This window comes from Streptococcus sinensis (genome assembly GCF_000767835.1).
Classification (GTDB): Bacteria; Bacillota; Bacilli; order Lactobacillales; family Streptococcaceae; genus Streptococcus; species Streptococcus sinensis.
This window is the reverse complement of sequence record NZ_JPEN01000080.1, coordinates 1-14,048: the sequence shown is the minus strand read 5'-3', so window position 1 is coordinate 14,048 and position 14,048 is coordinate 1. Positions and strand designations below refer to the sequence as shown.

Here is a 14,048-nt window from a genome sequence, read left to right as displayed (position 1 = left end):
ACTCAGCCCTGTTCAGTACAGAACCAAATCCTTTCACTAATATTTTTTGTCCAACTTTTTGGGTGCGGTTCATTAAGCCGAGGATTTTCAATATTTCTTAATGTCTGAAATGCCGAACCCCTGTAAAGATCATGGTCAGCCCATACTGGTCAGCCATGTCGATAGACTCTTGGTCACGGACAGAGCCACCCGGTTGGATAATAGCCTTGATACCTGCGGCTGCAATTTCTTCCACGTTGTCCGCAAATGGGAAGAAGGCGTCAGAGGCAAGCACAGCACCATCAAGACGATCTTTGGCTTGGTCAATCGCAATACGAACGGAAGCCACACGGTTGGTTTGACCTGGACCAACACCGAGTGTCATGTGGTCGTTGGTTATGATGATTCCGTTGGATTTGACGTATTTGATGGCCTTCCAAGCGAATTCAAGAGCTGTTGCCTCTGTCTCAGTTGGTTGGCGTTTGGTTACCACTTGCCAGTCAGCTGGGCTTTCCTTGACCACGTCTTGGTTTTGAACAAGGAGACCGCCAACAACGCCTGTATACTCAGCTTCCACTTCGCTGGCATCTTGAGCATCAAATGGCAAGGCAAGGATCCGCAGGTTTTTCTTTTTGTTGGTCAAAATCGCTAGCGCCTCATCTGTATAGCTCGGTGCGATGATGATTTCAAGGAAGACACCATGCATCTTCTCAGCTGTCGCAGCATCCACCTCACGGTTGAGAACGACAATCCCACCAAAGATGGACACTGGGTCTGACTCATAAGCGTAGTCCCAAGCTTTTTCGATGTCATCAGCTTGACCAATACCACACGGATTCATGTGCTTGAGAGCCACTACAGTTGGACGATCTTTGAAATCACGGATAATACGGATAGCAGCATCCGCGTCACGGATATTGTTGAAGGATAATTCCTTACCGTTAAGCTGTTTGGCTGATGCAATAGAATAATCTGTTGGCAAAGCTTTTTGGTAGAAATCCGCGTCTTGTTGAGGGTTTTCACCATAACGCATGGGTTGTTTCAAATCATAAGTGATGGTGAGTTTTTCAGGTTTTGTTTCACCAACTTGTTTTGTGAAATATTCCGCAATTAAAGCGTCGTAAGCTGCTGTGTGACGGAAAACTTTAGCTGCCAGACGTTGGCGAGTTTCATAACTTGTTTCGCCATTGGCTGACAATTCGTCCAAAACTACAGCATAGTCCGCAGGATCCACCACAACTGTTACGCTAGCATGGTTTTTCGCTGCTGAGCGAAGCATGGATGGACCACCGATATCAATGTTTTCAACCGCATCAGCATAAGTCACATATGGTTTCAGAATAGTTTCTTTGAATGGGTAAAGGTTAACCACAACAAGGTCAATCAATTCAATGTGATTATCTTTTGCAGCTTGAAGGTGGCTGTCAAGGTCGCGACGAGCCAAAAGGCCGCCGTGAATATTTGGATGAAGTGTTTTCACACGACCGTCCATCATTTCTGGAAAACCAGTCACATCATCAATAGCAATGGTCTTCACCCCAGCACTATCAAGGGCAACCTTGGTTCCACCTGTCGAGATAATATCCCAACCAAGTTTTTTGAGTTCTTGGGCAAATTCAACAATGCCCGCTTTGTCTGAGACGCTGATTAAGGCGCGTTTCGTCATTATGTTCTCCTTTTTTAGAATTAGTTAAACACCAATTACAATAAGTAACAGCAAAATAAGGTAAGCAAGGCCAAGCACAATCATCCCTATGATATTGACCCACTTTCTAGTCTGTGATTTTAGCACTTTTTTAAATAATGGATAAATTAATAATCCTACACAAACTCCTAGAGTATTTAAAATCAAATCCGTCATATCTGTCGCACCAATGGCCAAGATATACTGTAAGCATTCGTAAAATAAGCTAAGCAGTAAGCCTGCGCCAGCAATTTTCCAACGAGACCAAGGTGATTTCACCAAAGGCAGGCAGACACCTAGAGGAATAAAAGAAACCAGATTAAATAGCATTTCAGCCATAACAATTTTTCCATTGACTATGAGTGGTTCTGAAAATGGAATCCAATTGATATATCTAGGAGCTAAGAAAAATACTATGGATCCAGGATTTGTTTCAAATTTAAATAAAATTCCCCAAGTCAATAAAAGCAGATAGGCGTAAAATACATACTGAGTTGTTTTTTTAGATGCTAGCATTACAAATACCTCCGTTTGAAGCCATCATCGGCAACAGTCGCTGATGGTAATTTAAAATCAAAGATATTCTACGAATCACCAAAATGTCACTCTGCAATTAGAGTCTTGACAACCTCTTGATACAACTTGTACTCCACCTCATGAATCCGGGCTTCAAAACTTTCAATGGTATCATCAGCCAGCCGCGGCACACGAACTTGTTTGATAACCTTGCCTGTATCCACACCGGAGTCCACCCAGTGAATGGTAACGCCGCTCTCAGTAACGCCAGCATTCCAAGCATCCTCAATCCCATGAGCTCCTGGAAATTCTGGCAGATAGGCGGGATGAATGTTGATGATTCGACCTTCATAAGCCGCCAATAAGGTTGGCCCAACGATTTTCATATAGCCTGCTAGACAAACCAAGTCAATCTGGTGCTGATCCAAGAGCTTGACAATTGCTTCTTCGTATTCTGCCTTGTTCTCAAACTCCTTGAGTTCAAAAGTATAGGACAGAACGCCAAGCTTGTCGGCACGCTCGAGCACATAGGCGTCACGATGGTCTGAAAAAACAAACTCCACTGGAAATTCTTCGGCAATCACCTGAAAGTTTGAGCCATTACCAGAGGCAAAAACCGCTATTTTTTTCATTTGATGATGACACTTTCGTTTTCTTTCTTGACGATGCGACCAATTTCATAAACTGGTTCATCCAACAATTCCTTAACACGGTCTACATTTTCAGGACTAACTGCCAGCATAAGCCCGACACCCATATTGAAAATTTCAAACATTTCTTGGTGCTTGATCTGACCGTATTTTTCAAGGGCTTTGAAAATCGGAAGGACTGGAACTTTGCTTTCCTCAATCTCTGCAGCCAGGTCATCTGCAAACATACGAGGGACATTTTCGATAAAGCCACCACCTGTGATGTGGGCAATCCCGTTGACCAGCCCTTCCTTTATCAATGGCAGAGCTGCTTTTACATAGATACGAGTTGGCTCAAGAAGGACTTCCTTGAGTTTCTTACCTTCCAATTCTGGAAAGACTTCTTCCCCTGTGTAATCGGCAAAAACACGACGAACGAGGGAGTAGCCGTTAGAATGAATACCGCTGGAAGCCAGCCCCAGAAGCACATCACCTTCAGCCACTTTTGAGCCATCAATGATTTGAGATTTTTCAGCCACTCCGACCGCAAAACCAGCCAAGTCATAGTCATCTTCGCCATACATTCCCGGCATTTCAGCCGTTTCCCCGCCAATGAGGGCAGCGCCTGCCTGCACACAACCTTCAGCAACACCTGCGACCACCTGCTCCAATTTTGCAGGTTCATTTTTACCAGTTGCGATATAGTCCAGGAAGTAGAGTGGCTCAGCACCAGCCGCGATGATATCATTAACACACATGGCCACACAGTCCTGACCAATGGTATCGTGCTTATCATACTTGATGGCCAACATGAGCTTGGTTCCCACACCGTCAGTCCCTGAAATCAAGACAGGTTCTTTAACATTCAATTGGGACAAATCAAACATCCCACCGAAACCACCCAGCGCTCCCATAACACCAAGACGCTCCGTACGAGCTACATGCTTTTTGATTCGTTCAACAACCTCATAACCCGCTTCAACGTCAACACCAGACTGAGCGTATGCATTTTTTGTCATTTCATTTTCCTCATTTTTCTTTTGAAAATAGCAGAGCTGCTATTTAGTTTAGCCTATCAATAAAAACTCGTTTTTTCTTTTAGACTTTCCAGATAACGCTCCTCATAATCATAAAGTGGAGTTGGATAGTTCCCGTCAAAGTAAGCAACACAGAGACCACCATTTGGAGCATCTGTCTCTAAGCCGATGGACTCAATCAAACCATCCAAAGATAAATAAGTCAGACTGTCTGCTCCGATAATCTCACAAGTTTCGTCTACGGTATGATTAGCTGCAATTAATTCACGACGTGTTTGAATATCAATACCATAAAAACATGGATATTTAAGTGGGGGACTGGCAATCGCCACATGGACTTCTGCCGCACCAGCTTCACGTAGGAGCTGAACAATCCGACGACTGGTCGTTCCCCGAACGATAGAATCATCCACCATCACCACGCGCTTACCCTTGACAATACTTGACACTGCTGACAACTTCATCCGAACACCCTGCTCACGCAGTTCCTGTGTTGGCTGGATAAAGGTCCGCTGGATGTATTGATTTTTGATGAGTCCCATCTCGTTTGGCAAACCGGATTCTTCAGAAAATCCGCTGGCCGCAGAAAGTGATGAATTGGGAACACCGACAACAATATCCGCTTCATGCTTAAATTCTTTAGCTAAACGGCGTCCTGTATTTTTGCGAGCTGTATGAACATTGACACCATGGATCACTGAGTCAGGACGGGCAAAATAGACATATTCCATTGAGCAGATGGCTAACTGCGTCTCGTCTGTGTAGGTATCATACTGAATGCCTTGGTCATCAATGATGACAACTTCTCCTGGTTTGACATCGCGCAGCCATGTGGCACCAATCACTTCAAAAGCACAGGTCTCACTGGAAACAACAATAGCACCATTGGCCATTTGTCCAATTGAAAGAGGTCGGAAACCATTAGGGTCAAGAGCTGCAATCAGCTTATCCTCCATCATGAGGAGATAGGCGAAGCCCCCCTTAACAGTACTCAGAGCCTCTTTAACCTTTCCCATGAAGCTTGGATTATGGCTACGACGGATAAGGTGAGCTAAGATTTCTGTATCTGATGAAGACGAAAAGATAGCTCCGTTACGCTCCAATTCTTTTTTCAAGGTCTGGGTATTGGTCAGATTACCATTATGCGCCAAACCAAACTCCATATCGTAAAATTTGAAATGGAAGGGTTGGATATTATTGATGGAGGCTTCACCAGCTGTCGCGTAACGAACATGCCCGATGGCAGCAGAACCCGTCAACTTCTCCAAATTAACTGGATTTTTAAAGACTTCTGAAAGAAGGCCTGTATCGCGATGACGACGGAGCTTACCTTTATCATTGGTTAAAATACCAGCTCCTTCTTGACCACGGTGTTGCAGACTATGAAGACCAAAGTAAGTGACTTGAGCGGCTTGAGGATGACCCCAAATGCCAAAGACCCCACATTCTTCATTAAGAGATTTTACTTCGTATGTCATTCTTTATACCTTTTGCGCTTAAATTCTAAACTTCAATAAATTTACTTGCCAATTTGTAGACTTGTTTAATTTCTTTATTTTCTAATTCCCAATTATTAACTTCCTCTTTAATTAAATCTGGAAATTTCTTACTTATATCTCTTAAGGCATTACCTACTGATTTCCTAACATACTCACTCGTATCTCCTTTTAAAGCAGATATTCGTCTAATAGCTTCGGTAGGATTCTCTCTAAAATATGGTCTGCTTGTCCATATTCTTAGTCCCTCTGTAACAGATCTTCTTGTATTCGGATTGCTATTTTTCAACCATTCATCAATAATTGGAAGTGCCGTCTCATAACCAGTATTCTTACAAAATTCATCAAATGCTTTAGCAAGAACTTCCTGAACTCTCCAGTTGTTATCTTTGGAGACTTCATCTCGCATGAATATTAAAATTTCTTTATCGTTTGATAAATATCCAAAAAGAAACACAGCATACATTCGCACCTGATAAACATCAGATTCATAAGCCAAAAGCGCTAACTTTTTGATATATTCACTATCGTTTGATTGATAATCATTCAAAGCTTTCTGCTCTTGTTCTTTAAATCCATGTTCTATGAGCGAAAAATCATTTTCTAGCCTTGCAATATACTGAATCATAATAGCCTTTCTACAAACCGATCTTTTACATATCTTTTATTTCCCTGTAAAATATTTAACTGCTGATGTAAACAAATGTTGGTCTTTATTTCCTGGAATATTTTGGAAAAGACCATCTTCCCAGCGTTCGGAGTGTCCCATCTTACCAATAATCTGACCATTTTTACTGGTAATACCTTCAATGGCATTCACTGAACCATTTGGATTGTATTTAGAATCCATAGATGGTTTGCCGTCAAAGTCTACATACTGGCTCCAGATTTGACCATTGTCGCGAAGTTCAGCAAATTCCTCTGCCGTCACCACAAATTTACCTTCACCATGTGATACTGGTATCGCATGGATATCTCCAACTTTCACACCGGCCAGCCAAGGTGAGTTGGTATTGGCAATACGAGTTTCCACTATTTTAGCAACGTGCTGGTTAGCATCATTGTAGAAAAGGGTTGGACTTGTTTCACCAGCTTCTTCAAAGTTACCATAAGGCAGAAGGCCTGACTTGACAAGAGCTTGGAAACCATTACAGATACCGATGATGAGACCGCCTTTTTCGATGAATTTATCAATAGCAGAACGAACTTTTTCATTGAGTAAAATATTGACAATAAACTTAGCTGAGCCATCTGGTTCATCTGCTGCAGAAAAGCCACCAGCAAAGAAAATAATATTTGCTTTACTAATATTGTCAACCATTGTGTCAACTGAGGCTTCAATAGCTGCTTCATTAAGTGTTACAAACGGTACCAAGTTCACTCTAGCGCCAGCTTGTTCGAAGGCCTTGGCTGAATCGTATTCTGAATTAGTACCCGGAAAGACGGGAATGTAAACCAAGGGTTGTTCAACTTTTTCTTGGGTTTTAAGCACCACATTAGAAGCTACAGCTGGTACTTCTTGTAACTCTTTACTTTGCTCAAATTCAGTTGGATAAATTTCTTCCAATTTACCTTGGAAGGCATTGTCAAGTTTCTGGCCATCAATGTCAATGTTGTTGACAACAAGTGTAAAGCCAGTGGTGGTCTGGCCGATTTTGCTAGCACCAGCAACCTCTTCACTAGAGGTAAAGATGAAACCGCCGAGCTGTGCTGTCAAGCATGTGTCAAGCTCATCCAATTCTACTTTAGCCCCAATGTGATTACCGAAGGTTGCAAGCGCAAGTGCTTCAAGTACACCGCCATATTTAACAGCAGAAGCTGAAGTTATATGGTGTGCTTTTTGAATCGCTTCAAACTGTGCAAAGTTAGCTTTGATGAAGTCGAAATCAATATCTTTTGAAATAGCTTGACCTGGAATGTAGTAAATATTTTCACCCGCAGCCTTAAACTCAGGAGAGAGCACCTTACGGTTATCTGCTGTTGTCACCCCAAAGGCAACAAGCGTTGGCGGAACAGTCAATTCTTCAAAAGTACCAGACATAGAGTCCTTACCGCCGATGGATGGCAGACCGAGTTGAATTTGTGCTTCAATAGAACCAAGCAAAGCTGCTACTGGCTGACCAAAACGAGCGGCCTGTTTGTCCATACGTTGGAAATATTCTTGATAAGAGAAGCGAGCCTTAGACCAGTTAGCACCTGCTGCAACCAAGCGAGCTGTTGCTTCAATAACCGCATAAGCAGCACCGTGGTAAGGTGACCATTCTGCAATATAAGGGTTGAACCCTTGCGCCATGACTGAAGCGGTATTTGTTACACCATGTTGAACTGGCAATTTTTGTACAGAAGCCTCAGTAGGTGTGATTTGGTAACGGCCACCAAGTGGATGATTGACAGTTGAGCGACCAACTGAAGAGTCAAAGATTGTTTGCAATCCTTTTTGGCTAGCGTGGTTAAGATCTGAAAGAACAGCCACTGTATCTGCTTCAAGAGTTGCAGCTGATGTTGTGCGTTCTTCAGGAACGTTTACATCACTGTCAACCACATTAGCATCAACCACCACGCGCACACCATTGGTATCAAGGAAAGCACGTTCCAAATCTACAATAATTTCACCATTCCAGTACATGACCAGATTTGGTTTTTCAGTCACTGTCGCAACCACAACAGCGTCAATATTTTCTTTGTTACATTCCGCAACGAAGGCATCCACATCTTTTGGACGAACCACAACCGCCATCCGTTCTTGTGATTCAGAGATAGCAATTTCTGTTCCATTCAAACCTTGGTATTTTAGCGGGACTTTATCAAGATTGATTTCAAGACCATCGGCCAATTCACCAATGGCTACACAGACACCACCTGCACCAAAGTCGTTTGATTTCTTGATGAGACGTGTTACATCACCCTTACGGAACAGACGTTGAATCTTGCGTTCTTCAATGGCATTCCCTTTTTGAACTTCTGCACCAGCAGTCTCTACAGACTCAACCGTTTGAACCTTAGAAGACCCTGTCGCACCGCCGACACCGTCACGACCTGTTTTCCCACCGAGTAGGATAATCACATCGCCCGCTTCAGGCTTTTCACGGACAACATTTTCCTTAGGAGCAGCGCCGACAACGGCTCCAAGCTCCATGCGTTTAGCTACAAAGCCCGGATGGAAGTACTCACGAACGTAGGTCGTCGCAAGACCAATCTGGTTCCCATAAGAAGAATAACCCTGAGCTGCTGTCTTCGAAATAACTTGTTGTGGCAATTTACCAGCACGTGTCTCAGAGATCGGTGCCGTAATATCGCCCGCTCCCGAGATGCGCATCGCCTGATAAACATAAGAACGCCCTGACAATGGGTCGCGAATGGCACCACCGATACAAGTAGCCGCTCCACCAAACGGCTCAATTTCCGTTGGGTGATTGTGGGTTTCATTTTTAAACATGAGGAGCCATGGTTCTTTGACACCATCAACGTCAACCTCGATTTCAACCGAGCAGGCATTAATCTCATCAGACACTTCCATATCGTCCAAACGGCCATTGGCACGTTCGTAACGACCGAAAATAGTTGCCATATCCATCAAGGTTTGCGGTTTTTCAGAGCGCCCCAACTCATCACGCATGGCTAGATACTTGTCATAAGTCGCCTGCAATTGTTTTTGGAATTTAGACGCTGAGAAATCAATAGTTTTCAACTCTGTCTCAAAAGTTGTGTGACGGCAGTGGTCAGACCAGTAAGTATCCAAGACCTTGAGTTCTGTTTCTGTCGGCACACGCCCGATTGACTTGAAGTAGTCTTGGATAAAGAGCAAATCATCCACTTCCATCGCCATCCCTTGCTCGGTCTTGTAGCGTACAAAGTCTTCCGCCGTATAGCTTTCAAAGAAAGTCAATTTTGGAATGGTCTTATCTGACTCTGAGAATTCTTGCTTGGCAATCCCTGTCGTGATGTCTTTGAAACGAGAATCAACTGGATTGAGCAGGTAGTTTTTGACCGCTTCTAACTCAGTCGCATCAATATCTTTATTGACCAAGTAAAGTTGGGCCGTATTGACCCTTACATGACTTGAACTACCCAGTAAGAGCAAGGCTTCTTGAGCTGAAGCCGCCCGCTGGTCAAACTGCCCTGGCAAGCTTTCAATAGCAAAGAAAGCGTACTCAGATAAAGACTCCACAACCTCTGCTTCTGACAAGAGACGGTCTGTCACCTGCTCAGAAAAGATATGTTTTTCCGCACGCGCAAATAGGCTTTCACTTAGATTAAAAACATCGTAAGTCTGCACAATGCGCAGTTCTGCTAAAGTCTTTAACTGGAGATTGTGGGTCAATTCCTTGACTAAGCTCTGAGATTTGATTCCAAAATTAGGTTTTTTCTCAACAAAAATACGCTTATCCATAGTATCTTCTATCCTTTTCTTACTTCAATTCTTGCAGTTTTTCCCAGACGATTTGATAAACATCGGTCAGCTCGCCTAGGCCGCGACGGAAGACATCCTTGTCCATGTGATGCCCCTCAGCATCCCAAAGCCGACAATTGTCCGGTGAAAATTCATCTGCTAGAATAATTTTACCGTCTTGGTCAAAACCAAACTCTAACTTGAAATCAATCAACTTAAGCCCGATCTGGCGGAACCAGTCTGACAAAAGAAGATTGATACGGCGAGTCTCCTCTTTTAAGAAAGCAATCTGCTGGTCATCCGCAATCTTTAGGAATTTCACATGCTCGTCATTGATAAAAGGATCATCCAAATCATCGTTTTTATAGTAAAATTCAACGATCGGAGTGTCCAAGGCGATCCCTTCTTCCACACCAAAGCGTTTAGAGAAAGAGCCTGCTGTATAGTTACGCAACACCACTTCCAAGGGAATAATGTCAACTTTTTTATTAAGCTGATCTGTCTCTGAGATTTTCTCGATAAAATGCGTTGCCACACCAGCAGCATTCAATTTTTCAAAAATAAAGGCTGAAATTTTATTGTTCAATACCCCTTTCCCTGCAATCTGCTCCTTTTTAACGCCATTAAAAGCCGTTGCCTGATCTTTGTAACGGGCCAAAATCACATGCTCATCCTCTGTCGCAAAAATATCCTTTGCCTTTCCCGAATATAACAACTTATTTGACATTTTATTATTCGCCTTTCGTGCTTTTATACCCTAATTTTACCATATTCAAAACAATTTTACAATGATTCCCGTACAAACCTCTAAAAACGGATTGAACCTCCTTGAAAATCCGAACAAAATTAAAAGGAATGAGTCCCGCTTAATACAGGATTCATTCCTTTCAATCATTGCTTGTTCAACTTTTTAGGGATTAGTACATGTCAAAAAGATTACTTTTTTATATATCTTATTTTTTCAATTTTCCATGAATATAGGTTACTATGTCTGAGATATTCTTAAAATGATCAATCTGCTCATCCGGGATCTCAATTGCAAATGTATCTTCAAGGTCAATGATAAATTCCATCAAATCAACCGAATCAACACCTAATTCATCTTTGAGACTGAGTTCAGGACTGACAGAGAAGTCTGCCCCTTCATGCTCTTGAATAACTTCAACAATCTTTGCGTAAATTTCCTTCTCGCTCATTTTTCCTCCTCGGTTCTTGAAAATTCAACCACAGATTTTCCGACAACATCTGTCTCCAGCATGGTCCGAATCTGACGAATCGTGCTATAAACGGCCTTGGCATCGCTAGAGCCGTGTGTCTTGACTACCGGTGCCTTGAGACCAAAGAGAACGGCACCACCGGCACTGGAATAGTCCAGACTCTTGCGCATCTCCTGGAGGCTGTCTTTGAGCAACAGGGCTCCTAGTTTAGCCTTGAGACCACCGCCCAAAACAGCCTTTTTAAGCTGGCATAGGATACTAATCGCAGTTCCTTCGATAGACTTGAGCACAGCATTTCCCGTAAAGCCATCTGCTACGACAACATCTGCCACTCCATCCATAAGGTCACGTGCCTCCACATTTCCGATGAAGTTCAGCTTGTCATCCGCTGCCAGCAAGGCATAGGTTTCCTTACGCAGAGGGTCTCCCTTGCTGGCTTCCGTGCCATTATTGAGCAAACCAACCCGTGGCTGCTTAATTCCACGAACATTTTCCGCATAAAAAGAACCCAAGATAGCATATTGGTGCAGATGGTGAGGGGTATTTTCAGCATTTGCCCCCAGATCCAACATATCAAAGCCTCGGCCATCTCCAGTCGGTAAAGTGGACAAAAGTCCTGGTCGGTCAATGTTTTTAATCCGTCCAACGATAAAGAAGCCCGCCGCCAAAAGCGCTCCCGTGTTACCAGCAGACAGGACCGCATCTGCTTCCCCGTCTTTGACTGCCTTGGCTGCCAAAACCATGCTAGCCTGCTTCTTCTTGCGAATAGCCCTGGTTGGCTCATCATCCGAATCAATCTTTTCATCCGTATGGACGATACTGACGCGCTCTGTCGCTGTCAACAGAGGTTTAATCTTGGCCTCATCCCCATAGAGAACAATCTCAATATCCGCGAAGTCTCTCAGAGCCTGATTGGCACCTTCGACTAAAGCCTGAGGGGCATTGTCTCCGCCCATGGCATCAATAGCTATTTTTTTCATGCTGTTCTTCCTCATGTTTATCTTGTAAAATACTGCCCCAGTCCCCCAGAGAGTCGATAAATTTCTTTGATTTAAGATGAATGCCTACATATTCATCATAGAGTTGATCTATAAAATCCCTGATCTGTCGCTTGATATCAGCCTTGAGCGAAATCGTCTCCAGCTCACTAAACTGAACTGCCTGAAACTGATTGAGCAAAAAAGGAATATTGGGGTTGAGATGGCTGCGATGAGCATCCTTGTGATAATGCTCTGGGCAGAGCACCCCGCCATATTGAAAGGAAAAATCAAAAGGCAGACCTGTCCGATGGCAAAAAACACAGTCATGGAAATTCAGAGACACCCCAAAACGAGTCAAAATTTGAATTTCAAAAATATTCGTCAAGACTTCATAATCCAGGCCTTGATTCATCAGATCCAGTGTCTTTTGCAAAAAAGCAAAGAGTGCTGGGTCTGGATGATTGTCCTGAATGCTGGTATCCGCTAAGGCTGCTACATAGCTGGCATAAGCCATAACAAAGAGATCGCCCTTGATTTGCCCGTAACTTTCCACAGCTTGGTAATCTTCGATATAGCTGAGCCCATCGTCATTGATTTTCATCAAGAGCTCTGCCGCAGTCAGAGGCTGGATGACTGGTGCCAGCTTGGATTTTCCAGCATGTTTCACGAAAAACATTCGCTTGCCAGCCTGTTCCGTAAAAATCTTGACCAGCTTATCATCTTCTCGAAAATTACGATTATAGAGAATCAAACTCTTGCTTGTTAACGGTCTAAGCATGGTCTTCCATGTACTCCTTGAGCCGTTTCAGAGCTTCCTTGATGGTTTCCATGCTAGCTGCATAAGACAGGCGGATATAGCCTTCTCCATACTGGCCAAAGGCCGCTCCTGGGATAAAGGCCACAGCCTTCTTCTCAGCAAAATCCCGCAAAAAAGCAAAAGAATCTTGATTGTAGCCTGCTGGAATTTTGGCAAAAATATAGAAAGCTCCATCTGGCTTGATAATCTGATAACCTAGCTCCGTCATTTTTTCGATAATGTAATCCCGCCGCTGGATGTATTCCGTCTTCATCGGTTGAGCATCATCTTTACCAGCTGTCAATGCCTCAATAGCTGCATATTGAGCCATGGTGTTGGCTGCTGTCACTAGATACTGATGGCTCTTGATTAATTGAGCTGTAAAAGCAGCCGGTGCAAAGATAAAGCCCAATCGCCAGCCCGTCATAGCATGAGACTTGGACAAGCCATTGATCACGATGGTCTGCTCAGGCAAATATTCCGCCAGAGAAACGTGTCCCTGCTCCGTATAAGTCAACTCAGAATAAACCTCATCACAAACGACAAATACTTTATACTTGCTCAATACTGCTGCCAAAGCCTCAATCTGCTCTCGCGAATAAGTCACGCCAGTCGGATTGGCCGGATAGTTCAAAATAACCGCCTTGAGCGCATCCCCCTGCTCCAAGATAGCCTGCTCTAGCATTTCAGGAGTCAAAACAAAGTTATTTTCTGTCGTATCAATCTCGACAATCTCTGCCCCGACCAAATTGACAATCGGCTCATAGCCTGGATAAGCTGGCGCTGGTAGCAGGACCTTATCCCCCTCCTCCAGGATAGCCGTCAAAGTCGCAGACAGAGCCTCGGTTGCTCCAATGGTCACTAAAATCTCATTCTCTGGATTGTAGGACAGACGGTATTTTTCCTTGACAAAGTCAGACGCAGCCTGTCGCAGCTCCAAAAGTCCGCTCATTCCTGTATAGTGACTCTGGTTGGCATCAATAGCTACCTTGGCCGCCTCCTTGATGTGATCCGGTGTCGGAAAGTCTGGCTCTCCTAAGGTCAGCCGCAGAACACCTGGAATCGTAGAAATAGACTGGTCAAACTGACGAATCAGGGATATTTCAATCTTATCTAAATTTTTATTAAACTTTTTTATCAAATCCATGGCCACCTCCGATAACTTGATAGAACCATTATACTATAAAAGCATTACTACAGCAAAATTTTATTATAAGTGAGAAAAAGAAAGAGAACTAGCAACACACTAGTTCTCAAATAATTATGGCTCTTTTCTACCATTTGTCAAGTCTGTCAAGGCTTTAAGTGAAAAATGAGATAAGAC

12 protein-coding genes are annotated in these 14,048 nt (G+C 43.5%); all 12 read right to left on the bottom strand.

Annotation, left to right across the window (positions count from 1 at the left end):
• Window positions 1-97: 97 nt before the first annotated feature.
• The 12 genes from purH to SSIN_RS07245 all read right to left on the bottom strand — a co-directional run bounded on the left by purH (window position 98) and on the right by SSIN_RS07245 (window position 13,871).
• Complete coding sequence (purH, locus tag SSIN_RS07300; protein ID WP_037617445.1) at window positions 98-1,645, bottom strand: bifunctional phosphoribosylaminoimidazolecarboxamide formyltransferase/IMP cyclohydrolase; 1,548 nt, start codon at window positions 1,643-1,645, stop codon at window positions 98-100.
• A 24-nt stretch (window positions 1,646-1,669) separates the two neighbouring features.
• A complete protein-coding gene (locus tag SSIN_RS07295; RefSeq protein ID WP_037617441.1) occupies window positions 1,670-2,179 on the bottom strand; it encodes a VanZ family protein in 510 nt (169 codons plus the stop codon).
• Between the two features lie 86 nt (window positions 2,180-2,265).
• Entirely contained in the window at window positions 2,266-2,811 is a 546-nt protein-coding gene (gene purN, locus SSIN_RS07290; protein WP_037617438.1) for a phosphoribosylglycinamide formyltransferase, read from the bottom strand.
• Window positions 2,808-3,827, bottom strand: a complete 1,020-nt coding sequence (purM, locus tag SSIN_RS07285) for a phosphoribosylformylglycinamidine cyclo-ligase (RefSeq protein ID WP_037617436.1) — start codon at window positions 3,825-3,827, stop codon at window positions 2,808-2,810. The genes purN and purM overlap by 4 nt, the downstream gene beginning before the upstream one ends.
• Window positions 3,828-3,883: 56 nt before the next feature.
• Window positions 3,884-5,323 (bottom strand): amidophosphoribosyltransferase, encoded by a 1,440-nt coding sequence (gene purF / locus SSIN_RS07280; RefSeq protein ID WP_037617434.1) that lies wholly within the window; start codon window positions 5,321-5,323, stop codon window positions 3,884-3,886.
• 25 nt (window positions 5,324-5,348) lie between these two features.
• A complete protein-coding gene (locus SSIN_RS07275; protein WP_037617431.1) occupies window positions 5,349-5,969 on the bottom strand; it encodes a DNA alkylation repair protein in 621 nt (206 codons plus the stop codon).
• Between the two features lie 36 nt (window positions 5,970-6,005).
• Entirely contained in the window at window positions 6,006-9,731 is a 3,726-nt protein-coding gene (locus SSIN_RS07270) for a phosphoribosylformylglycinamidine synthase (RefSeq protein ID WP_037617429.1), read from the bottom strand.
• 19 nt (window positions 9,732-9,750) lie between these two features.
• A complete protein-coding gene (gene purC / locus SSIN_RS07265; protein WP_037617427.1) occupies window positions 9,751-10,458 on the bottom strand; it encodes a phosphoribosylaminoimidazolesuccinocarboxamide synthase in 708 nt (235 codons plus the stop codon).
• A 226-nt stretch (window positions 10,459-10,684) separates the two neighbouring features.
• Window positions 10,685-10,927: an acyl carrier protein gene (locus tag SSIN_RS07260; RefSeq protein ID WP_037617425.1), complete on the bottom strand. Its 243-nt coding sequence runs from the start codon at window positions 10,925-10,927 to the stop codon at window positions 10,685-10,687.
• Complete coding sequence (gene plsX, locus SSIN_RS07255; RefSeq protein WP_037617422.1) at window positions 10,924-11,928, bottom strand: phosphate acyltransferase PlsX; 1,005 nt, start codon at window positions 11,926-11,928, stop codon at window positions 10,924-10,926. Before plsX ends, SSIN_RS07260 begins: the two co-directional genes overlap by 4 nt.
• Window positions 11,909-12,706: a DNA repair protein RecO gene (recO, locus tag SSIN_RS07250; RefSeq protein WP_037617421.1), complete on the bottom strand. Its 798-nt coding sequence runs from the start codon at window positions 12,704-12,706 to the stop codon at window positions 11,909-11,911. Before recO ends, plsX begins: the two co-directional genes overlap by 20 nt.
• Entirely contained in the window at window positions 12,699-13,871 is a 1,173-nt protein-coding gene (locus SSIN_RS07245; protein WP_037617419.1) for a pyridoxal phosphate-dependent aminotransferase, read from the bottom strand. The genes recO and SSIN_RS07245 overlap by 8 nt, the downstream gene beginning before the upstream one ends.
• Window positions 13,872-14,048: the final 177 nt, after the last annotated feature.